Source organism: Aeromonas sp. R5-3 (assembly GCF_040908225.1).
Classification (GTDB): domain Bacteria; phylum Pseudomonadota; class Gammaproteobacteria; order Enterobacterales; family Aeromonadaceae; genus Aeromonas; species Aeromonas dhakensis.
Window position 1 is genome coordinate 1 of the sequence record NZ_JBFODH010000024.1, and the last position, 21719, is coordinate 21719.

The 21719-nt window shown below is 60.9% G+C and carries 17 protein-coding genes and 1 tRNA gene; 9 read left to right on the forward strand and 9 right to left on the reverse strand.

Annotated features, from left to right (window positions below; all coding sequences use genetic code 11):
- Positions 1-182 precede the first annotated feature (182 nt).
- Together AB5Y95_RS16795 and tcdA are read left to right on the forward strand one after the other, a co-directional pair.
- Positions 183-259 (forward strand) — tRNA-Asp (locus tag AB5Y95_RS16795).
- Positions 260-427: 168 nt separating this feature from the next.
- The gene (tcdA, locus tag AB5Y95_RS16800; protein WP_017786995.1) at positions 428-1264 is read left to right on the forward strand and encodes a tRNA cyclic N6-threonylcarbamoyladenosine(37) synthase TcdA; all 837 of its coding nucleotides are present in this window, start codon (positions 428-430) and stop codon (positions 1262-1264) included.
- Between the two features lie 21 nt (positions 1265-1285).
- Here the strand turns inward: tcdA and AB5Y95_RS16805 are convergent, their stop codons facing one another.
- Both AB5Y95_RS16805 and AB5Y95_RS16810 read right to left on the reverse strand, forming a co-directional pair.
- Complete coding sequence (locus tag AB5Y95_RS16805; RefSeq protein WP_368161629.1) at positions 1286-1720, reverse strand: SufE family protein; 435 nt, start codon at positions 1718-1720, stop codon at positions 1286-1288.
- A 13-nt stretch (positions 1721-1733) separates the two neighbouring features.
- Positions 1734-2954: a SufS family cysteine desulfurase gene (locus AB5Y95_RS16810; protein WP_368161630.1), complete on the reverse strand. Its 1221-nt coding sequence runs from the start codon at positions 2952-2954 to the stop codon at positions 1734-1736.
- Positions 2955-3119: 165 nt separating this feature from the next.
- Here AB5Y95_RS16810 and rep point away from each other — a divergent pair, with 165 nt between their 5' ends.
- Positions 3120-5132, forward strand: coding sequence for a DNA helicase Rep (gene rep / locus AB5Y95_RS16815; RefSeq protein ID WP_368161631.1), 2013 nt, complete (start codon positions 3120-3122; stop codon positions 5130-5132).
- A 10-nt stretch (positions 5133-5142) separates the two neighbouring features.
- On the opposite strand, the gene AB5Y95_RS16820 is transcribed toward rep, so the two are convergent.
- The 5 genes from AB5Y95_RS16820 to AB5Y95_RS16840 form a co-directional block, all read right to left on the reverse strand.
- The gene (locus AB5Y95_RS16820) at positions 5143-7416 is read right to left on the reverse strand and encodes a bifunctional diguanylate cyclase/phosphodiesterase (RefSeq protein ID WP_201970961.1); all 2274 of its coding nucleotides are present in this window, start codon (positions 7414-7416) and stop codon (positions 5143-5145) included.
- A gap of 85 nt (positions 7417-7501) precedes the next feature.
- A complete protein-coding gene (locus AB5Y95_RS16825) occupies positions 7502-7957 on the reverse strand; it encodes a cytochrome c5 family protein (RefSeq protein ID WP_172442845.1) in 456 nt (151 codons plus the stop codon).
- A gap of 200 nt (positions 7958-8157) precedes the next feature.
- Complete coding sequence (tdh, locus tag AB5Y95_RS16830; RefSeq protein ID WP_005306946.1) at positions 8158-9186, reverse strand: L-threonine 3-dehydrogenase; 1029 nt, start codon at positions 9184-9186, stop codon at positions 8158-8160.
- A gap of 56 nt (positions 9187-9242) precedes the next feature.
- Entirely contained in the window at positions 9243-10433 is a 1191-nt protein-coding gene (locus AB5Y95_RS16835) for a glycine C-acetyltransferase (protein ID WP_201970962.1), read from the reverse strand.
- Between the two features lie 115 nt (positions 10434-10548).
- Positions 10549-11193, reverse strand: coding sequence for a TetR/AcrR family transcriptional regulator (locus AB5Y95_RS16840; RefSeq protein WP_005306940.1), 645 nt, complete (start codon positions 11191-11193; stop codon positions 10549-10551).
- 154 nt (positions 11194-11347) lie between these two features.
- Between AB5Y95_RS16840 and rfaD the strand changes: the two genes are divergently transcribed.
- From rfaD to AB5Y95_RS16870, 6 genes are all read left to right on the forward strand, one after another.
- On the forward strand, positions 11348-12304 hold the full coding sequence (gene rfaD / locus AB5Y95_RS16845; RefSeq protein ID WP_005306938.1) for an ADP-glyceromanno-heptose 6-epimerase: 957 nt from the start codon (positions 11348-11350) through the stop codon (positions 12302-12304).
- A gap of 50 nt (positions 12305-12354) precedes the next feature.
- On the forward strand, positions 12355-14118 hold the full coding sequence (locus tag AB5Y95_RS16850; RefSeq protein ID WP_201970963.1) for a polysaccharide deacetylase family protein: 1764 nt from the start codon (positions 12355-12357) through the stop codon (positions 14116-14118).
- Positions 14119-15333 carry an O-antigen ligase family protein gene (locus tag AB5Y95_RS16855; protein WP_368161632.1) on the forward strand — a complete coding sequence of 405 codons (1215 nt, stop codon included), beginning with the start codon at positions 14119-14121 and terminating at the stop codon, positions 15331-15333.
- Positions 15330-15995 (forward strand): glycosyltransferase family 25 protein, encoded by a 666-nt coding sequence (locus tag AB5Y95_RS16860; protein ID WP_005306929.1) that lies wholly within the window; start codon positions 15330-15332, stop codon positions 15993-15995. The genes AB5Y95_RS16855 and AB5Y95_RS16860 overlap by 4 nt, the downstream gene beginning before the upstream one ends.
- Positions 15996-16069: 74 nt before the next feature.
- Complete coding sequence (locus AB5Y95_RS16865) at positions 16070-17098, forward strand: glycosyltransferase family 9 protein (protein ID WP_368161633.1); 1029 nt, start codon at positions 16070-16072, stop codon at positions 17096-17098.
- 55 nt (positions 17099-17153) lie between these two features.
- Positions 17154-18266, forward strand: coding sequence for a glycosyltransferase family 9 protein (locus AB5Y95_RS16870; protein WP_368161634.1), 1113 nt, complete (start codon positions 17154-17156; stop codon positions 18264-18266).
- On the opposite strand, the gene AB5Y95_RS16875 is transcribed toward AB5Y95_RS16870, so the two are convergent.
- Positions 18202-19269, reverse strand: a complete 1068-nt coding sequence (locus AB5Y95_RS16875; protein ID WP_368161635.1) for a glycosyltransferase family 9 protein — start codon at positions 19267-19269, stop codon at positions 18202-18204. The genes AB5Y95_RS16870 and AB5Y95_RS16875 overlap by 65 nt on opposite strands.
- A gap of 169 nt (positions 19270-19438) precedes the next feature.
- The gene (locus AB5Y95_RS16880) at positions 19439-21619 is read right to left on the reverse strand and encodes a TonB-dependent receptor (protein ID WP_368161636.1); all 2181 of its coding nucleotides are present in this window, start codon (positions 21617-21619) and stop codon (positions 19439-19441) included.
- Positions 21620-21719: the final 100 nt, after the last annotated feature.

Here is a 21719-nt window from a genome sequence, read left to right on the forward strand (position 1 = left end):
CTGACCCCATGCCGAACTCAGAAGTGAAACGCTGTAGCGCCGATGGTAGTGTGGCATTCGCCATGCGAGAGTAGGACACTGCCAGGCACCCAATTAAACGGTGATGTGAAAGACATGACCGGCTGCGAGGATGACACCTCATAAAGAAGCAGCAAAAGATTTAGCGAAAGCTAACCGAATGCGGAGCGGTAGTTCAGTCGGTTAGAATACCGGCCTGTCACGCCGGGGGTCGCGGGTTCGAGTCCCGTCCGCTCCGCCACTATTTAAGAAGCCCAGTCGAAAGACTGGGCTTTTTTTCGTCTCTACGATCTCTCTATCTCATCTCGGTTAGCCCGATTTCGTTGCTCCATCCCGTTTCATGGTTATCTGAAATTCGCCGCCGCCCATGGTTGTCGCTATAATGGCCGCCCTCAAGCAAGGTGGTGGTATGAAAGCAGAGTATCTACAGCGATTCGGGGGCATTGCCCGTCTTTATGGTCAGAGTGCACTTGGCTCCTTCAGCCAGGCGAGAGTCTGCGTGGTCGGGATCGGCGGCGTCGGCTCCTGGGCGGCAGAGGCGCTGGCCCGTGCCGGCATCAACCAGATCACCCTGATCGACATGGACGACATCTGCATCACCAACACCAACCGCCAGATCCATGCCATGCAGGGCACGGTTGGTCGCCTCAAGACGGAGGTGATGGCCGAGCGCATCCGTGCCATCAACCCGGATTGCGAGGTGATCGAGGTGGATGACTTCGTTACCGCCGACAACTTGGCCGAGCATATCAAGCGGGAGTTTGACTATGTGGTGGATGCCATCGACTCGGTCAAGGCCAAGGTGGCGCTGATTGCCTTCTGCAAGCGCAACAAGATCCCGGTGATTGTGGCGGGCGGCGCCGGTGGGCAGATGGACCCCACCCGGATCACCGTGGCCGATCTGGCCAAGACCATTCAGGATCCGCTGGCCGCCAAGGTGCGCTCTGACCTGCGCCGGCTACACAACTTCAGCAAGAATCCGGTGCGCAAGTTCGGGGTGGAGTGTGTCTTCTCAACCGAGCAGTTGAGCTACCCGGATGGTAATGGCGGCACCTGTCAGGCCAAGGCGGCCAGCGATGGCAATATGAAGATGGATTGCGCCTCTGGCTTTGGCGCCGTGACGCCGGTGACGGCCACCTTTGGCTTGGTCGCCGCCTCCCGGGTATTGAAGAAGATTGCCGAACGGGGAGCCCGTGCCGAGAAAGAGGCCGGGAATGAAGACACAGGGTCGATTGGCGAAGCCTGATGGACCACTGAACAAGGCGGGTTAGACTGCCTGTTCCCGGATCGCCAACACGATTGCCCTGAGCCCGTTGCCCCGCGACGGGCTCAGGTGTTTCTCGAGCCCCAATTCACTGAAATAGGCATCCATATCAAAAGCCTGGATAGCGTTGGCACTCTGATGATTGAGCGCCGCCAGCACGATGACGATGAGGCCACGCACGATGCGGGCATCGGAGTCGCAGGCAAAGTGCCAGTTGCCGTCCTCACTTTTTTCTCCCTTTAGCCAGGCCTGGCTTTCGCACCCTTTCAGGCGGTGCTCTTCCTGTTGCCACTCTGCGGGCAAGGTGGGTAGCAGCTTGCCGAGCTGGATGATGAGGCGGTACTGGTTCTCCCAGCCGCTCGCCGCCGCAAACTGCTGGCGGATGGTATCGGCGTCGGGCTCAAGGCCGATCCGGGTATAGGTTGCGAGGTTGTTCATCGGATTGTCTGCCTTAGAAGAAGTCACTGAGTTTGTGCAGGGCGGCCAGCAGGGCGTCCACATCGTCCCGGTTGTTGTAGCAGGCCAGCGAGGCTCGCATAGTGCCGCCAATACCGAGCGATTCCATCAGCGGCATGGCGCAGTGATGGCCGACCCGCAGGGCGATCCCCTGCATATCGAGCAGGGTGGCGGCATCCTGCGGGTGGATATCCCTTAGAAGGAAGGAGACCGCACCGGCGCGCTGACCGGGTTCGCCGACCAGACGCAGCCCCGGCACCTGTTGCAGTCCGGCAACCAGATAGTCGCTCAGCGCCGCTTCATGACTGGCCAGCCCCCCCCGGTCTTGCTCCATCACAAAGTCGATGGCGGCGGCAAGGCCGATGGCGCCGGCGATATGGGGAGTGCCTGCCTCGAACTTGAAGGGCAGGGTATTGAAGGTAGTGCTGCTGAAGCTGACCCTGTCGATCATCTCGCCGCCGGCCTGCCAGGGCGGCATCCGCTCCAGCAGTTCGGTGCGGCCCCACAGCACGCCGATACCGGTCGGGCCGTAGAGCTTGTGGCCGGAGAAGGCGTAGAAGTCGCAGCCGATGGCCTGCACATCTACCTCGAGATGAGCCACTGCCTGGGCGCCGTCGATCAGGGTCAGGGCACCGGCCGCCTTGGCAGCCGCCACTATCTCTTTGACCGGATTGACGGTGCCGAGGGCATTGGAGACGTGAGCCACACTCACCAGTCGGGTACGTGGTCCCAGCATGGCGCGATAGGCCGCCAGATCGAGATCACCCCGCTCATCGAGGGGGATGACCCGGATCACCGCACCGGTGCGTTGGGCGACCAGCTGCCAGGGGACGATGTTGGCGTGGTGCTCCAGGGTGCTGAGGATGATTTCATCCCCCGCTTTGAGCTCGCTCATTCCCCAGCTATGGGCCACCAGGTTGATCGCCTCCGTGGTGCCGCGGGTCCAGATCACCTCGTGGCTGCGAGGGGCATTGATAAAGCGGACGACAGTCTCGCGGGCATCTTCGAAGGCCCGGGTGGCCCGGCCGCTCAGGGCGTGGGCGGCACGGTGCACGTTGGCGTTGTCGGCCCGATAGTAGTGATTGAGCGCATCCAGCACGGCTTTCGGCTTCTGGGTGGTGGCGGCATTGTCCAGATAGACCAGCGGGTGGCCGTTGACCTCCTGCGCCAAGGCCGGAAACTGGCTGCGCAGCCGGTCGTGCTGTTGCTGGTTCATGCTCCCCTCACTGTCTGGAAAAGTGGTCATCATCTCGAAAAGTCGGTCATGATCCTGAAAACCGCCGCTAAACACAAGGCATCTGGCGAGCTATTGCTCGATGGGGCTGGCCGGGTGATTTCTGTTACAATGCCGCCCCTCATCATAAGCCAAGAGATCCGGCCCATGAAGCTCAACCCCAATCAGAACGAAGCGGTCAAGTATGTCTCCGGCCCTTGCCTGGTGCTGGCGGGTGCCGGATCGGGCAAGACCCGCGTCATCACCAACAAGATTGCCTATCTGGTGCAGCAGTGCGGCTACAACGCGCGCAACATAGCGGCGGTCACCTTTACCAACAAGGCGGCGCGGGAGATGAAGGAGCGGGTCGGCCAGACCCTGGGTCGCAAGGAGGCGCGGGGGCTGATGGTCTCCACCTTCCATACCCTGGGACTCGAGATCATTCGCCGCGAGCACAAGAGCCTGAACCTCAAGGCGAACTTCTCCCTGTTCGACGACACCGATCAGCTGGCGCTGCTCAAAGAGCTGACCGAGGAAGAGCTCGACAACGACAAGGACAAGCTCTCGGCCCTCATCAGCCGGATCTCAAACTGGAAGAACGACCTCATCCTGCCGGCTCGGGCCATGCGCATCGCCCGCGGGCCTGAAGAGGTGCTGATGGCCCAGCTCTACGAGCGCTACCACCGCCAGATGGTGGCCTACAACGCGCTGGATTTCGACGATCTCATCGTGATGCCGACCCTGTTGCTCAAGAGCAACGAGGAAGTGCGCACCCGCTGGCAGAACAAGATCCGCTATCTGCTGGTCGATGAATACCAGGACACCAACACCAGCCAGTACGAGCTGGTGAAGCAGATCGTCGGCGAGCGGGCTCGCTTCACCGTGGTGGGGGACGACGACCAGTCCATCTACTCCTGGCGTGGGGCCAAGCCGCAGAACCTGGTGCTGCTGAACGAAGATTTCCCCAATCTGCGGCTCATCAAGCTGGAGCAGAACTACCGCTCCAAGCGGCGCATCCTCAAGTGCGCCAACATCCTGATCGCCAACAACCCCCATGTCTACGACAAGGCCCTCTTCTCCGAGCTGGACGAGGGGGTGAAGCTCAAGGTGCTGTTTGCCAAGAACGAGGAGCACGAGGCGGAGCGCATCGCCGCCGAGCTGATGGGTCACAAGTTCATGAATCGCACCCGCTTCAAGGATTACGCCATCCTCTACCGGGGCAACCATCAGTCGCGCATCTTCGAGAAGGCGCTGATGACCAACCGCATTCCCTACCGTATCTCGGGGGGCACTTCCTTCTTCTCCCGCACCGAGATCAAGGACATCATGGCCTACCTCAAGTTGCTGGTGAATCCGGACGAGGACACTGCCTTCCTGCGGGTGGTGAATCTGCCGCGGCGCGAAATCGGCCCCACCACGCTCGAAAAACTGGGCCAATACGCCAACCAGCGTGGCAAGAGTTTGTTTGCTGCCAGCTTCGAGCTGGGGCTGGAGCAGCACCTCTCCGGTCGCGGCCTCACCGCCCTGCAGGCTTTCACCAACTGGCTGGTGCGGCTCGGTGATCAGGCCCTGCGCGGCAATCCGGTGGAGGCGGTGCGGGACATGATCAAGGAGATCCACTACGAGGAGTGGCTCTACGAGACCTCCCCCAGCCCCAAGGCGGCCGAGATGCGGATGCAGAACGTCTCCACCCTCTATCGCTGGATCAGCGAGATGCTGGAGGGGGACGAACTGGAAGAGTCGATGACGCTCGCTCAAGTCGTGACCCGTCTCACTCTGCGCGACATGATGGAGCGCAACGAGGGGGAGGATGAGGCGGATCAGGTGCAGCTGATGACCCTGCACGCCTCCAAGGGGCTGGAGTTTCCCTATGTCTACATGGTGGGCATGGAGGAGGGTCTGCTGCCGCACCAGACCAGCATCGACGAGGACAACGTGGAGGAGGAGCGGCGCCTTGCCTATGTGGGGATCACCCGGGCCCAGACCGAGCTGACCTTTACCCTTTGCAAGGAGCGGCGCCAGTTTGGCGAGTCAGTGCGGCCGGAGCCGAGTCGCTTCTTGCTGGAACTCCCGCAGGATGACCTGGAGTGGGAAAACCAGAAGAAGGTGAGTGCGGAGGAGCGCCAGCAGAAGGGGCAGATGGCGGTGGCCAATCTGCGTGCCATGTTCAAGAAGGATTGAGTCGCTCCGCTTATTTGCTCTGGGTCAGCAGGGGCGTGATGTCGGCGCCCGGCATGGGCGGTGAAATGTAGCGCCCCTGGCCCATCAGGCAGCCCAGGTCGATCAGCTTCTGCAGTTGCTGCTGGTTCTCTATCCCTTCCACCACCAGGGTGAAGTCCAGATCCTGGCAGATGTCGCGCATGGCGCGAATGAGGGCCAGATCCTTGGGAGATTGCAACATGCGATGGGTGAAGCTGTCATCCACCTTGATGTAGTCCACCGGGAAATGAAACAGGGCATTGAGGGAAGAGAAGCCGGTACCGAAGTCATCCAGGCTGATCTGGATGCCCTTGGCCCTCAGCTCGTGTAGGGAGGTGAGGGCGTCGGAATCCTGTCGTGACAACTCGCGCTCGTTGAATTCGAAAATCAGATAGCCGGGGGAGATCCCCTCGGACTCGATGATCTCGACCAGTTGCATGATCTGTTCATGGCTGACCAGATGCTTGCCGGACAGGTTGATGGCCACCTTGAACTTGCTCTGGCCGGAGAGCGGCAGCCACTCCTTCAACTGCTGGCAGGTGTGGCGCAGGATCTGGTAATCCAGCTCCTGGATGAGGCCACACTGCTCCGCCAGCGGGATGAAGTCGAATGCGTCCTTGAGTACTCCCTCTTCGGTGATCCAGCGTGCCATGACCTCCAGCCCGGTCAGGCGGCTGTCCTTGAGCCGGATCACCGGCTGGAAATAGGGCACGATGCGGCCTGCCCGCAGCGCTCTGGCCAGCATCTCTTCCGGTGAGGCCCAAGTCTGGGCCGAGCACTCTTCCGAATAGCTGACGATGCGGCTGCGGCCGTTGCGCTTGGCCTGGTACATGGCCAGATCGGCCTGATGCAACAGCTGGCTGATGTCGGATGTCTGTTCCGATACGCTGGCGACCCCGAGACTCACCGTGATGCCGAGTTCGTTGCCCATCAGCCGGAAGGGGTAGGAGAGGCGGCTGATGATGCGGTTGAGCACCGGGCTGATATCTTCCTCGGTCTTGCTGCTGTCCAGATAGATGACGAACTCGTCCCCCCCCAGCCTGGCCACCATGTCGTTTTGCCGGATGCAGGTTTGCAGGCGGCGGCTCATCTCCTTGAGCAGCTGGTCGCCGGCGCTGTGGCCGAGAGTGTCGTTGACCTGCTTGAAGTGGTCCACATCGATGAAGATCAGCGAAAACCCGGGCGACTTGTAGCGGTGAAAGTGGGTCATGGCGTGGTTGAGGTGGTTCATCAACAGCGCCCGGTTGGGTAGCTGGGTCAGCGGGTCGTGCAGGGCATCGAACTGCAGCCGGCGTTCCAGCTCCTGGTGCTGCTTCAACTGCTTCTGCAGCCTGAGGTTGGTCTGGCGCAACTGCTGCAGCCGCTGGTTGATGGAGTCTTCCGAGTTGATGTCGTGGAGCTGCTGGCGGATCCGTCTCAGCTCCAGCAGCAGGGTCAGCTGGCTGCGCAGAAAGTCGAGAAACAGCCGGTCGTCGGTTTCCAGCGGCTGTTGCAGGCTGATGAGGAAGTGGGCGAAGTACTGCTGCTGGAGACGCAGCGGCTGGCTGTACCAGTAAAGCTGCTCCTTGTGCTGCTCAATGTTGTTGGTGCTGTGGCAGAGCCCGGTGATGAATTCGTCGCTGTGGTGGGGCAGTTCCGGGTAGATCTTCTCGAGCCGGTGGCTGTCGATGCGTACCAGCAGCATGTCCTGAATGGCGAGCATCTGGCGCAACACAGCCTCGAGCTGGGAGAAGAGCGCCTGGCTGGGCAGGGTATTGGCCAGCCGGATGATGCGGTTGATGCTCTCGATCTTTCTCTGCCAGTCCGGATCCTTGCGAATGAGCGGCGAGGCCAGCTCCGACAGCTGAGAGCCAGCTTGGGTCTCGTTCAGCCGTTTGGCCAGGCACTCCAGCAACAGGCGCAGCGTCGGCAGCTCCTTGGGCTGGCAGCAGGCCAGCAACCACTGGATCTGACCGTGTTCGACCGGCAGGGTGCACCAACCCTCGGCTTCGTCCAACTGGGTCAGTTGATCCGTGATGCGTGACTCTTCCAGCCCCAGCTGCAGTTTGAAGCTGTCGGGGACCTGGTATTCACACACCCAGTGCAGTCCGGCTTCCGACAGACCGAGCATGCCGAAATGTTGCAACGGACAGAGCTGGTTCAGCTGCTGGATCAGGGTGTCGTAATCTTTGGCGGTGGCGATGGAGGGGGCGGGGAAATCCATAATAGCGGAAACCAACGCCAGCAAGGGAGTCGAGTAATGTGGTGCTGTGGGTTGCGCTGACATGAGTGACTCCCGATTTATCTACCCTTCAAAGAGTAGTCGGAAGTCATCAGATTGAAAGGGCCGCATATGCGGCCCTTTCAATCACTTAGAGCTTGTCGATCATGTAGTGAATGGCGTTTTCGATCTCTTCATCGCTACAGGTGGCGCAAGTCCCTCTGGGTGGCATGACGCCGGTCTTGCCTGCGAAGCCAGCAATGGCATGTTTCTTAAGTGTTTCAATGCCTTGTGCGATACGAGGCTCCCAGGCAGCCTTGTCGCCGCGCTTGGGCGCGCCGGCGATGCCGGCATCGTGACAGGCGAAGCAGGCGCCCTTGAACACGGCTTCACCGTCGCGCGGGCCGGATGACGCGGCCGTCGCAGGGGCTGCGCCTGCGGTCGCAATCCCTTCCAGATCCTTGGCGGTGTAGACCTGACCGACCGGCTTGATGCGCTCGGCAATGGCTTCCGGCGACATATCATCGGCAGCCAGCACGGCACCGGACAAACTGGCGGCCGTCATCCCGACCGCCAGCAAATAGCTCAGTTTTTTCAACACGCTCATGTACTCCCAGCAGGCTTTTATTATCCCTAGAAAACGACTGGATTATAACCGAATAGTTACAGCCATTTAAACGCTTGTGTGTGAAGTGTTAAGCACTCTGCGTGCAAAGTTTCTTCGTCGGATCACAAACTGGCGAGGCCGGCCTGCAAAAAAGAAACCCGGTTTTCACCGGGTTTCATCTCGTTGATGTGCTGAAAGGCTTATTTGTCCCAGCTGAGGATCACCTTGCCGGACTGGCCGGAGCGCATGGCATCGAAGCCCTGCTGGAAGTCGTCGATGTGGAAGCGGTGGGTGATGATAGGGGAGAGATCGAGCCCGGATTGGATCAGGCTCGCCATCTTGTACCAGGTCTCGAACATCTCGCGGCCGTAAATCCCCTTGATGAACAGTCCCTTGAAGATCACCTTGCCCCAATCGATGGCCATGGTGGCGGGGGGAATGCCGAGCATGGCGATTTTGCCGCCGTGGTTCATCTTGTCGATCATGTCCTGGAAGGCGGAGGGGACGCCGGACATCTCCAGCCCCACGTCGAACCCCTCGGTCATGCCGAGCTCGCTCATCACGTCGGAGAGCTGCTCCTTGGCCACGTTGACGGCGCGGGTGGCGCCCATCTTGCGGGCCAGCTCGAGCCGGTACTCGTTGACGTCGGTGATCACCACGTGACGGGCACCCACATGGCGGCAGACGGCGGCTGCCATGATGCCGATGGGGCCGGCACCGGTGATCAGCACGTCTTCACCCACTAGGTCGAAGGAGAGGGCGGTGTGCACCGCGTTGCCGAATGGATCGAAGATGGCGGCCAGCTCATCCGGGATGTTGTCCGGCAGCTTGAAGGCGTTGAAGGCCGGGATCACCAGGTACTCGGCAAAAGCGCCGGGGCGGTTGACACCGACGCCTATGGTGTTGCGGCACAGGTGGGTGCGGCCGGCACGGCAGTTGCGGCAGTGGCCGCAGGTGATGTGGCCTTCGCCGGAGACCCGGTCACCGACCGCGAAGCCGCGCACTTCCTGGCCCACGGCGACCACTTCACCGACGTATTCGTGGCCGACCACCATGGGCACCGGGATGGTCTTCTGTGACCATTCGTCCCAGTTGTAGATGTGGATATCGGTGCCACAGATGGCAGTCTTGCGGATCTTGATGAGCAGGTCGTTGTGGCCGAGTTCTGGGGCCGGTACGTCCGTCATCCAGATGCCGACTTCTTTGTGCAGTTTGGAGAGTGCTTTCATGGTTGTTCCTTCACGATGAACGCAGAAAAAAGGGGCGCCGGGCCCCTTGATTCAAATCAGATGATGCCGAGTTCGCGGCCGATGCGAATGAAGGCATCGATGGCCTGATCCAGCTGTTCGCGGGTATGGGCGGCGGACATCTGGGTGCGGATGCGGGCCTGGCCCTTGGGCACGACCGGGAAGGAGAAGCCCACCACATAGATGCCGGCGGCCAGCATGCGGCTCGCCATCTCGGCTGCCAGCTTGGCGTCTCCGAGCATCACCGGGATGATGGCGTGATCGGCGCCGGCCAGGGTAAAACCGGCGGCGCTCATCCGCTCGCGGAAGTACTGGCTGTTCTCCTTCAGGCGGGCACGCAGATCGTGGCCGTCGGCCAGCATGTCGATCACCTTGATGGTGGCCGCGACGATGGAGGGGGCCAGCGAGTTGGAGAAGAGGTAGGGGCGGGAGCGCTGACGCAACCAGTCGATCACCTCTTTCTTGCCGGAGGTGTAACCGCCGGAGGCGCCGCCGAGCGCCTTGCCCAGGGTGCCGGTGATGATGTCGACCCGCTCCATCACGCCACAATATTCGTGGGTGCCGCGGCCGTTCTCACCGATGAAGCCAACGGCATGGGAGTCATCCACCATCACCAGCGCATCGTACTTGTCAGCCAGATCGCAGATGGATTTGAGGTCGGCGATGACGCCATCCATGGAGAAGACGCCGTCGGTGGCGATCAGCTTGAAGCGGGCGCCATCGGCATCGGCCTGCTTGAGCTGGGCTTCCAGCTCGGCCATGTCATTGTTGGCGTAGCGATAGCGCTTGGCCTTGCACAACCGGACCCCATCTATGATGGAGGCGTGGTTGAGGGCATCGGAGATGATGGCGTCTTCGGCGCCGAACAGCGTCTCGAACAGACCGCCGTTGGCATCGAAGCAGGAAGAGTAGAGGATGGTGTCTTCGGTGCCGAGGAAGGATGACAGCTTCTGCTCCAGCGCCTTGTGCTGATCCTGGGTGCCGCAGATGAAACGGACCGAGGCCATGCCGAAGCCGTGGCTGTCCAGCCCCTGGTGGGCCGCTTCGATCAGATCGGGGTGGTTGGCCAGCCCCAGATAGTTATTAGCACAGAAGTTCAGCACCTGCTCGCCGCCCACCGCAATCCGGGCCTGCTGGGCCGAGGTGATGACGCGTTCCTGCTTGTACAATCCTTCAGCCTGTACCTGCTCAAGCTGCTCGGTCAGGTGACGATAGAATCCGTTAGACATCCTCGATCCTCATTGGCTATTTCAGCTGCGTATCAACAGAGGACGACATTTTACTGCAATCTGTTGCGGCGAATTCAAATTATTGTGCTGATGTTCAACAAATGTGAAACAGATCTCACCCAGCTGGTTGGGCCAGTTGACGGTAATGCTGCTCCAGCTGGCGGATCTGTTCGGCCACCTGCGGCTGCACATAGGGGCGCAGCAGAAACAGCACCCGCAAGACGCCCTGATAGAGCAGCGGCTTGGTGATGCGGGTACTGGGAGCCTGGGCGATCTGGAACGGGATCCAGCAGGTCACCACCATCTTGATGGTCTGGCCCAGATCCGGCAGATCCTCGTCGCTGACGTCTATGATGCCGCCCTCGCGCAGGCTTCTGAGCAGGGCCACTACGGCGGCGCGCAACTGCTCCTGGGCCTTGAGGTACTTCTGCTGCAGCGGCTCGTCGCGACTGAGAATGTCCGGCAGGTTGGCGTAGAAAAAGCGGAACTGCCACATCAGATAGAAGATGGCATCCAGATAGCCCATCAGGTTTTCCAGCTTGATCTCGTCGCTGCGGGCCGGCGTGAAACTCTCGCTCAGGTGACGGGCGTACTGGTCGAAGATGGAGTGGATGATGTCTTCTTTATTGCGGAAGTGGTAATAGAGGTTGCCTGGGCTGATGCCGAGGTGGGCGGCAATGTGGTTGGTGGTGATGTTGCGCTCACCCTGGTCGTTGAACAGCTCGGTGGCGCTGTGAATGATCCTGTCTCTGGTTTTCATCGCTGCTCCCTCTGCCGGGTCCCGGGGGCGATCTCGTCAAGGTCGAATCCCCCTGCGGCCCGTGATAAACTTTTCGGCAATTTTAAATTGGCTCACTATACACAGCTTTAACAGGCAGTCACATGTGACCATCAACGTACGCGAGGCAAACTCCATGATCGTAGTAACTGGCGGTGCTGGCTTTATCGGCAGCAATCTGGTCAAGCAGCTGAACGCTCAAGGACGGACCGACATCGTGGTCATCGATGATCTGACCGACGGCACCAAGTTCGTCAATCTGGTCGATCTGACCATTGCCGATTACATGGATAAGGATGAGTTCCAGGCGCGGATCGTCTCCGGTGACGAGTTTGAAGAGTGGGACGGCATCGAGGTGATCTTCCACGAAGGTGCCTGCTCCGCCACCACCGAGTGGAACGGCAAGTTCATCATGGAGGTCAACTACGAGTACTCCAAGGATCTGTTCCACTACTGCATCGAACGGGAAATTCCGTTCATCTACGCCTCTTCCGCCGCGACCTACGGTGGGCGCAACGACAACTTCATCGAAGATCCCAAGTTCGAGCAGCCGCTCAACGTCTACGGCTACTCCAAGCAGCTGTTCGACCAGTATGTGCGCCGCTGGATGCCGGAGATCAACTCTCAGGTAGTCGGTCTCAAGTACTTCAACGTCTATGGCCCGCGCGAGCAGCACAAGGGTTCCATGGCCTCGGTTGCCTTCCACCTCAACACCCAGGTGAAGAAGGGCGAGAATCCCAAGCTGTTCGAAGGCTGCGACGGTTTCCCCAACGGCGGTCAGATGCGCGACTTCATCTATGTGGATGACGTCTGCAAGGTGAACCTCTGGTTCTGGCAGAATCCGCAACACTCCGGCATCTTCAACTGCGGCACCGGTCGTGCCGAGCCGTTCCAGAACGTGGCCGAGGCGGTGATCAAGCATCACCAGAAGGGCGCCGTCGAGTACATTCCCTTCCCGGATCACCTCAAGGGTCGCTATCAGAGCTTCACCCAGGCGGACATGACCAAGCTGCGCGGTGTCGGCTATGACGCCGAGTTCAAGACCGTGGCCGAAGGCGTGGCCGACTACATGGCCTGGTTGAACCGGGCTTGATCCCCCTCTGACGGGTGGCTGCTGGCCACCCGTCGTTCGGATACCCTCCCATGAATATATTGATGGCACTCTCCCAGCTCGAAGTGACGGGAGCTGAGGTCTATGCCACCACGGTCGGTAACGAATTGACCCGGCGTGGCCACCAGGTTTTCTACGTATCGGACACCCTGACCAAGCCCACGCTGGGCCAGGTATTCAAGCTGCGATTCAACAAGCGCAGCATACTGCGCCGCTTCTGGCACGTGTTTTACCTCGTCTACCTCATCAAGAAGCATCATATCCAGTTGGTGCATGCCCACTCGCGTGCCTCCGGCTGGAGCAGCTATGTGGCCTGCAAGCTGACCGGCACCCCCATGATCACCACGGTACACGGGCGCCAGCCGGTGCATGCCTCGCGCAAGGCCTTTCATGCCCTCGGTTTTCGGGCGGTGGCGGTGTGCGAAGATATCGCCAGCCAGATCATCGACAATCTGGGGGTGGATCCGGCCATCGTACAGGTGTTGCGCAACGGCATCGAAACCGACAAGTTCCAGCCCGTGCCGGCTCCGGACAACGCCAAGCCGGTGATCGCCATCATAGGCCGGCTGAGCGGCCCCAAGGGGGAGCTCTGCTACCGGTTGCTGGATGAAGTGCTGGATCTGGATGCCTGCCAGGTGAAGGTGGTGAGCGGCAGCCAGCTGCCCGAGCGCTTCGTGCGTTTTCGTGACCGGGTCGATTTCGTCGGTTACGTGGAGGATGTCCCTGCCCTGATGGCGCAATGCGATCTGGTGATCGGTGCCGGTCGGGTAGCGATGGAGGCTCTGTTGTGCGGTCGCCCGGCGTTTGCCATCGGCGAGGCCAAGGCCATCGGCCTGGTGACTGGGCAGAATCTGGATGAGGCGCTGGCCAGCAACTTCGGCGACATAGGCCCCAAGGATCTGGCGATCGATTTTGTCGCCCTCAAAGCCCGCATTGCCCCTGCGCTCGCCAGCGGCAGCGTCTCCGACGTTATCCGTCAGCGCATTCAGGCCGAGTATGGCTTGGCGGGAGTCGTCTCCGGCCTGGAGTCCATCTATCAGGATGCGGTGGTCGAAACCCTGCGCCGCGAGATGCCGGTCATCATGTACCACCGCTTCATCGAGCACGAGAGCGAGAAGGGGGTGCACGGTACCTGGATGCCGATCGCCATGTTCGAGAAGCACCTGCGCCTGATGAAGTGGCTGGGTTATGAGACCCTGACCTTTCGCGACCTGGCGGACAAGGGCTTCATCCATCGTCTGCAATACGGCAAGAGATACCTGATGATCACGGCTGACGATGGCTATCAGGACAACCTGACCCGCATGCTGCCGCTGCTGGAAAAATATGGTTACAAAGCCGTGGTATACGTGGTCACGGGGGAAGGGTATAACCGCTGGGACGTGGAGCAGGCGAGCAACCCGGACACCCGGGTGGATCTGATGAATGGCGAGCAGCTCAAGGCGCTGGTGGCCTCCGGCCATGTGGAGATCGGCGGCCATACCCTGACCCATCCCAGGTTGAGTGCACTGGCTCCCGAGCAGCAAGCCCATGAAATACAAGAGAACAAGCGGCAACTCGAGACTCTGCTTGGCTACCCTTTGCTGTCGTTCGCCTACCCTTATGGGGATATGGATGAGAGTGCCAAGGTGCAGGCGATGGCGGCGGGTTACCGTTTTGCCGTGGCCACCAACAGTGGGCCAAGAGCCATGCACCAGGACCCCTTCCGGATCCGCCGCATCGCCATCTTCCCGCGTACCGATGTGTTTGGCCTGTGGCGCAAGATCCGGGGTAACTATGTCTTCAGGAAATCGTGATTGATGCTCAGCAGAAGCCTTGTTTTGCTCGATAAGGTGACGACAGCCCTGTTCGGACTGACCATCATCTTTGCCTTTTGCGGCCTGTTTCTGGTGCCAGCCGGCCAGAGCATGCAGTCCAACCTGCTGGCGGTGACCGGGATCTTCGGTCTGTTGAACTACTTTGTCGGCAAGCAGCGGGATGTTGGGCTCAGGGATCGACGGATTCTCTGGGGCCTGCTGGTGTACGCCGTCATGATCTTCGTGAACCGGTTGATCCATGGCGATCAGTACGGGGTGATGCGAGGGCTGTTTTATGTCGCTGTCTTCGCGCTGATGATGCCGCGCAAACCCGTGCTGCTGATGCTGGGGTACCTGGCCATCGTGCTGGGTGGCGTCGGGCTCGGGATCCTCAGCTTCTGGCAGTACCATCACGGTATCGTCAGGGTGGAGGGGTTCACCAATGCCATTCTCTTCTCGCAGGCGGCACTTGCTCTGGCGATTCTCAACTGGTTTGTCTTTCAGCAGGGGCAACTGGCCGCCTGGCTGAGAGGGGGGGCTCTGGTTGGCCTGCTCGCATCCCTGTTTGCGCTGTATCTCTCCCAGAGTCGGGGGGTCTGGCTCGCCTTCGGGATCATCCTCGCCTACGTCATCTGCTACAAGGCCTACTTCAAACCCTGGAAATACATTGCCGTCGCCGTGCTCTGCATGGCCACGACAGGTGCCATCTATCAGGCCAATCAATTGGTACAGGAGCGGGTTGCCGAAGCAGTGTCGGATCTTCAATCGGCAGAGAACGGCTCTTATGAGTCATCCTGGGGCCTGCGGGTGATTGCCTGGCAGAGTGCCTGGTTGGGCTTTCTGGATTCGCCGGTCGTCGGGGTGGGTACCGATGGGTTTGATGCGCTGAAGCAAACGCAGGTCAACAATCATCAGATTTCCCAACTGATTTTGCATCCGTCGCTGGCCCATTCCCATAACCAGTACATGCAGAACCTGGTGATCCGGGGCGGCATCGGCTTTGTCGCGCTGCTGGTTTTTCTGGGTTGGCCTCTCTACCTTGCCGCGACCAACATCAGCAAGATTTCCGCCGGGGTGCTGGTGCCGCTGGCGTTTTCCGTTAATTCATTGAGTGATGTGCCGTTTGAGCATCAAGGTGTGCTCTATCTGTACACGCTCAGCCTGGTTTTCATCTGGTTTGCCCATGAGTTGAAAAAGGATACCCGTACGTCATGATTCCAGTTTTTGTCATCAGTTTGGCTCGCAGCGTTGAGCGACGGGCGATGGTTGTCCAGCAGATGGCGCATTTGGGCATAGATTTCGAGTTTGTAGATGCAACCGACGGGAAGGCGTTGAGCAGTGCCGAACTGGCCAAGGTGGATTTTGAACTGGCCAAGGAGGTGTGCGGCCATGCGCTGAGCTTTGGCGAGATAGGTTGTGCCATGAGCCATATCCGGCTTTATGAACGCATCGTCGCCGAGGGCATTGAGCGCTGCGTGGTGCTGGAGGATGACATCTACCTGCACATGCACAGCAAGGCCATCATCGAGGCCATAGTGCACTCCTGCAAATCGGAAATCGTCTTCCTGCACCATGGTAAAGCCAAACGCTGGCCGTTCCTGTCATCCCTGCCGGGTGGTTATCGACTCGCCAGATACCTGACCCCCAGCCGCACCTCCAAACGAGGTGTGCTCTCTACCGCAGGGTATGTGCTGAGCCTGACCGGGGCCAAGAAGCTGTTGCAGTGCGCCTATCCGCTGCGGATGCCTTCCGACTATCTGACCGGCCGCCTGCAGCTCAACGGCCTGACCGCATCCGGGGTGGAACCCAGCTGTCTGGATGTGGATCTGTTCACCACCACCATAGATGACAGGGCCTACGGCCACTATCTGAAATAGGGCGGAGCGTGCCGACGGTGGGTCGGCACCCTGCGGGCCTTGCCAAAGCAGCGGCCACACATGCTGGATGACCCATGAACCTCAAAAAGTTGCTTACCCATTCCATTGCCAGATGGCTGATTGGCAGAGAGCCTGACGCCGCCCCATGGCCTGCCGGAGCGCAGGTGGAGAGGGTGCTGGTGGTCGGTTATGACGCCATCGGCGACTTCATTCTTACCCTGCCCGCCATCGCCAGGCTCAGGGAGATCTACCCCGCCGCGCGGCTCGAGCTGGTGTGCAGCCGGCGCAACCAGCTGCTGGCGGCATCGGTCGTCGGGATCGACGAATGCCACGTGATCACCCTCAACGACACCCTGTTGCCGGCAAGCATGTGGTGCAAGCTGCGTGAACTCAGGCAGCGGCGATATGATCTGGTGATCAATCTGTTTGACGAGCCTGACGATATCGCCATGGCCAAGTTGCTGTTGCTGGCCAACGGGCGCTTGCAGTCGTTGCCCCTGCGCTTCAAGAGCGAAGGGCAGCAGAAGTTGCTGCCGCTGTTCGACAAGAAGGCCACCATAGTGTCGTCACGTCCCAGCCGGGATCACTTCGTCTATCGCATGCTCAGCGTGACCGGTGAGCAGACCGGGGTGCCGGTCACCATACCGTCCCCCTGCAACGAGCAGCTGGATACCCGTGTGTATGGCCGTTATCTGCTGGTCAACCTGACGGGCAGCCAGGTCGGCAACTCGATGACGGAGGCGCAGATCAACGGGATTCTGGCGCAGTTGCCTGCCTATGAGGGGATCTCCTACCTGGTGTTCTCCAGGCAGCCAGTGGCCTGTTCACGGCAAGACATGAGAGCGCTGTTTCCCGACACCATTCTCGATGCCGCCAAGATTATCAAGGATGCGCGAGGGGTCATCTCCACCGATACCTCCATCATCCATATCTCCTCTTCCTTCGGGGTGCCCACCCTGGTGTTGATGAACAACGAGCGCTGGCGCGATGCCTTCATCCCGCTGGCGGGTCGCAACATCATCCTGCGCTCGACCACGGATCAGCTGGCGGCCCTGTCGCCGGCCGAGATCAGCCGTCAGGTCGATGCCCTGATGGCGCTCTAGCCGCGTCAGGCTGGTATCATCGTTCTCCCAATTCAACGGCTCTTCTGGTGGATTCATGTCATTAATCAACGATCTGCAACTCCAGCGTGACATTCTTCGCCGCAAGCTGGGGCAACTGCTGTTCGATCGCAAACGGCCGGCTCCGCTGCACGAGCGCAAGGGGAAGATAGTGTTGCTGCGCTGGGATGCCAAACTGGGCGATGCCATCGTCTCGTCCTGGGTGGCCCGCGAGATCAAGCGCGCCAGCCCGGAGCGGGAGGTGTGGATCGTCACGACCGCGGCCATGGCGCCCCTGTTTCGCGATCATTTCGGCATGGACAAGGTGATAGAGGTGCCCAAGCGGCCGGGCTATGGCCAGCTCAAGCTGCTGGCCCATTCGCTGGGGGAAGTAGAGTGCCTGGTGCATTTTGGCAAGATGCTGAAAATGAAGGACATCTACTTCATCAGTCAGGTGAGGGCGGATTGGGTCGCCGGCATGGACGATGCCCTGCAGGCGGTCAACCTCAAGCTGGGCAAGGCCTCCAGCGGCATGCACTTCTCCGACAAGTTTGCCCTGCTGTTGCAACGGCTCGGCGTGACCAATCCGGATCAGCAGTACATAGTCCCGAGCATGAGCCCGCCCGATGCGCTGGCCAGCTGGTGGCCGGCCGCGCCGGTCCTCTGTTTCAACCCTTATGGCAGTGGTAGCTCCCGCCGTCTGCGGCCCGAGCTTATCAGCCAGATGATAGAGCAGATGCTGGCGGCTGGCTCTGGCGCCATCTGCCTGCTCTATCCGCCGGGCATGGAAGAAGAAGTGGCCGGGATCCGGGCCGGCCTGAGTCAACCGGAGCGCCTGCTGCTGTCACCAGATGCGCCCTCGCTGGCCGGGCTGTTTGCCCAGCTGCGCCAGTGTCAGGGGTTGATCTCGGTGGACACGGCGACGGTGCACATCGCCGCCGGGCTGCACAAGCCCATTCTTGGCCTCTACAACCCGGACATAGGGGGCGGCAACGAGAACTTCCTGGAGTGGCACCCCAACTCCCCGTCAGCCACAGTGCTGTTCTCGGCCAATACCAGGGAGCAAGATATCAACTCCCTCGATCTGGCCGAATTCGAGCGTACTTTCAGGGCGTGGCTGCTTGCCAATCAGGCAGCGCTGTCAGCCGTGCAATCACCAGCTCGGGAGTGATGGCGCGCAGCAGGGCTTCGTCGATGAAGTCCTTCTCCGCTTTCTGCGGCAGCTGGAAGCCGGGCCCCTTGGCATCGAACACATCAATGGCCTGATAGCGGGGGTGGTTGACCGGGTTGGCGATGATCTTGTCGCCACCGGGGGCCACTATGGTCAGCAGGGGCAGGTCGATGGCCTGCGCCATGTGGCGGGGGCCGGTATCATTGCCGACAAACAGCCGGCAGTGGGCGAACAGCCCCACCAATTCTCGTACCGAGCGGGTCTTGATGTGGTCGAAGACGCTGGCTTGCAGGGCGGCGGGCAGCAGCGGTTTCAGGCCGCGGTTGTACTCCTCCTCCCCCGGCCCGCAGTAGATCAGGATCTGGGCATGGTGCTGCTCGATCAGCCACTGGGCGACCTTGGCGAAGCAGTCGATGGGCCAGCGCTTGTAGTGTCCTAGCGAGTTGACGCCCATGGCGATCAGCGGGCGGTTCAGGTCGACGCCGGCGGCCAGCAGGGCATCTCTTCCTTGTTGTTTCTCTTCTTCACTCAGCCAGAGGTAGTAGTTGCGATCCTCGCGGGCCAGCTTGAGCGGCTTGAGCAGCGAGAAACGGTCGTCGACCAGGGTGCTGTTGCCCTGAAACTCGGTGTCCTTGCGAAAACGGACGATACGGTTGTGGCCGAGCCGCCAGGGGAAGGAGTCAAAGCCGATGCGCAGGCGGGCACCGGAGAAGAGGCAGCTGAGCAGGCCGATCATCTGGCCCTGGCTGTTGACCACCACGTCGTAGCGTTCGCGGCGGATGGTCAGCAGCAGATCCTTCATGTAGCGCCACTCGTTGCGCCTGGCCTTCTCGATGATGATGAGTCGATCGATATTGGGATTGCCCTGCGCCATACCCGCGCAATAATCCATGACCAGATAGTGAACTTCGCCGCTTGGATCATTCTGCTTGAGGTTGTTGCACAGCGCGGTGGAGATCAGTACATCCCCTATCTGCTTGGTTTGAACTACTAGGTATTTCATAAGGCAGGCCTCAACAGAGGTCATGGTTGATCGTGAGCGTGACAGCATACCGCACAAGTGAGTCAGATGCTGTCGGTGCGGCGTGAAAATCCGATCTGGCGCAAGCCGGCCGGGGCTGCATCGGAGGCACATAAAAGAAAAGCCATTTTGACAATGGCTTTTCTGCTGCTTAGAAGGTGAGCGAGGTGGAGAGCTGGAAGGTGCGTGGCGCCCCCAGGCCGCCGGAGAGGCCGCTGCCGTCGCCGCCGGACCAGGAGCCGATCCAGTAGTCGCGACCGGTGAGGTTCTGCACCGCGGCCCGCACGGTCAGGGCGTGGTCGGCGATCCGCATGGTGTAGCGAGCCCCCAGGTCGAAGGTAGTGTAGGAGGGCAGCGAGAGGCGGTTGTCATCGGTGACGAAGCGCTCGCCGATGAACTGGGTGTTGCCGGTCAGGGTCAGCCCCGGCACGGCGGCCAGATCGTACTCGGCGCCGAGCTTGGCCATCCACTTGGGCACCCCGGTGGCCTGGTGGCCGACGTTGCTCTCGTTGAGCGCCTTGGTCAGCTCTGCCTGGGTGTAGGAGGCCCCTCCCAGCAGGCGCAGCTCGGGGGTGAGATCGCCGAACAGATCCCACTCGATGCCGCGGTTGCGCTGCTCCCCGTAGACCCCGTAGACGTTGGAGCTGGGGTCTGTGTAGGCGCTCGGCTTGGCGATCTGGAACAGGCTCAGGGTATGGGCGAAGTGGCCCAGATCCAGTTTGGCACCGACCTCATACTGCTTGGTCTGATAGGGCTTCATGATCTCGCCGGCATTGCTGGCGGTGTTCGGCGCCGCCCCCCCCTGGCTCAACCCCTCGATGTAGTTGGTGTAGACGGCGAAATCGTCGCGCAGCTTGACCAGCAGGGTAGTGGCGGGCGAGACCCGGCTCTCCTCGTAGCGGGCGGTCTGGTCGCCGCTGCCGTTGAAGTTGCTGCTCTCGACCGTCTGGCGGCGGGCCCCCAGGGTCCACTGCAGGTCGCCATCGAGGAAGGAGAGGGTATCGACCAGTGCCACGCTCGCCAGGGTCGCCTCGCTGCGCGAGGTGACTGCACCGTACCCGGCGAGATCCGGCGCGGGCCCGAAGTCCAGCCGGTCGTAGTTGGTCATGGCGTGATTGAAGAATATCTTGTCCCGGAAGGTCTGCTCCGAGGTGTAGCGGGTGGCGGCTAGCGACCATGCGTGATCGACCGGGCCGGTGCCGAAGGTGCCGCGCAGGCCCGCCTCGCCGGAGCGCTGGGTACCGTCCCGCTCGGAGCGGGCCGCCATGGCATTGATGTCGCCGGCATCGTTGAGCAGGGTGTTGCGGGTGATGAGGGCGCTGTAGCCGCCGTCACGCTGGCCCCAGGCGATGAAGGCGGTGAGGTTGTCGGTCAGGTCATACTCGGCACGCAGCACGGCAGCCTTGGTGTCGTTGATGGTGTAGGCCCAGGCCGGCGCCAGGGAGTAGTCACCACGCTTGGGCTCGGGCAGCTGGGTCACCTGGCTGGCGACCGAGAAGATACCGAAGTAGTTCACCCCGTCCACCCGTTCGTGCTGACGGTAGAGATCGGCCGAGGCGCGGGCCCGTTCGCCGCGCCAGTCCAGCCCGACCGAGGTGAGCTCCATCTTGTGCTGCTGGTCGTTGACCGCGGTGTCCCCGTCCCGATAGACGCCGTTGAAGCGTACCCCCCACTGCTGCTCGTCGCCGAAACGGCGACCCAGGTCTAGGTGCACGCCGCCGAGGCCGTCCGATTCATAGCTGGCGGTGACCTTGGCCAGGGGGGTCTTGCCGGCGCGCTTGGGCACTATGTTGATGTTGCCGCCCACGCTGCCATCCGGCGGCATGCCGTTGAGCAGTACCGAAGGCCCCTTGAGCACGTCGACCCGCGCGGCCATCTCGGTGGAGCTGCGCATGTTCGGCGCCATGCCGATGAGGCCGTTGAAGGTGATGTCGTTAGCGTTGGTGTTGAAGCCGCGGATGTAGAAGGTCTCGAACAGGCTGCGCTTGCTCGGCACATAGACCGAGGGGTTGGTGGCACCGGCCACGGCGCCTATGTCCTGGGCCTGGCGATCCTCGATGTACTCCTCGGTGTAGCTCACCGTGTTGAACGGCGTCTCCAGGAAGGGTTTGTTGCCGAGCAGGCCGACCCGGTTGTCGGCGGCGACCTGGCCGCCGGCATAGGCCTTGCGACCCTCCACCACGACGACTTCGTCGGGACGGGGGGAGGCTTCTTCACGGGGAGCCGGGGCGGCCCAGGCGCTGCCCAGTTGCAGGCCGGCCAGGATGGCCAGCGTCAGGCGGGAGAGTCCGTGGCGCGGCACGGCAAGGGAGGATGAGTGCAATGTCTGCATGCAGGATTCCTTTCAGGGTGAGGAGTGCGTTTTTGTCTCCTTATGCTTTCCGGATGACACTCTCAAACCCTCAAATAAAAATAACTCTCATTTGCGTATT

Bases quoted from the DNA above. Each gene is read 5' to 3' on its own strand.
- tcdA (WP_017786995.1), top strand. From the start codon at position 428: ATGAAAGCAGAGTATCTACAGCGATTCGGGGGCATTGCCCGTCTTTAT.
- AB5Y95_RS16805 (WP_368161629.1), bottom strand. From the start codon at position 1,720: ATGAACAACCTCGCAACCTATACCCGGATCGGCCTTGAGCCCGACGCC.
- AB5Y95_RS16810 (WP_368161630.1), bottom strand. From the start codon at position 2,954: ATGAACCAGCAACAGCACGACCGGCTGCGCAGCCAGTTTCCGGCCTTG.
- rep (WP_368161631.1), top strand. From the start codon at position 3,120: ATGAAGCTCAACCCCAATCAGAACGAAGCGGTCAAGTATGTCTCCGGC.
- AB5Y95_RS16820 (WP_201970961.1), bottom strand. From the start codon at position 7,416: ATGTCAGCGCAACCCACAGCACCACATTACTCGACTCCCTTGCTGGCG.
- AB5Y95_RS16825 (WP_172442845.1), bottom strand. From the start codon at position 7,957: ATGAGCGTGTTGAAAAAACTGAGCTATTTGCTGGCGGTCGGGATGACG.
- tdh (WP_005306946.1), bottom strand. From the start codon at position 9,186: ATGAAAGCACTCTCCAAACTGCACAAAGAAGTCGGCATCTGGATGACG.
- AB5Y95_RS16835 (WP_201970962.1), bottom strand. From the start codon at position 10,433: ATGTCTAACGGATTCTATCGTCACCTGACCGAGCAGCTTGAGCAGGTA.
- AB5Y95_RS16840 (WP_005306940.1), bottom strand. From the start codon at position 11,193: ATGAAAACCAGAGACAGGATCATTCACAGCGCCACCGAGCTGTTCAAC.
- rfaD (WP_005306938.1), top strand. From the start codon at position 11,348: ATGATCGTAGTAACTGGCGGTGCTGGCTTTATCGGCAGCAATCTGGTC.
- AB5Y95_RS16850 (WP_201970963.1), top strand. From the start codon at position 12,355: ATGAATATATTGATGGCACTCTCCCAGCTCGAAGTGACGGGAGCTGAG.
- AB5Y95_RS16860 (WP_005306929.1), top strand. From the start codon at position 15,330: ATGATTCCAGTTTTTGTCATCAGTTTGGCTCGCAGCGTTGAGCGACGG.
- AB5Y95_RS16865 (WP_368161633.1), top strand. From the start codon at position 16,070: ATGAACCTCAAAAAGTTGCTTACCCATTCCATTGCCAGATGGCTGATT.
- AB5Y95_RS16870 (WP_368161634.1), top strand. From the start codon at position 17,154: ATGTCATTAATCAACGATCTGCAACTCCAGCGTGACATTCTTCGCCGC.
- AB5Y95_RS16875 (WP_368161635.1), bottom strand. From the start codon at position 19,269: ATGAAATACCTAGTAGTTCAAACCAAGCAGATAGGGGATGTACTGATC.
- AB5Y95_RS16880 (WP_368161636.1), bottom strand. From the start codon at position 21,619: ATGCAGACATTGCACTCATCCTCCCTTGCCGTGCCGCGCCACGGACTC.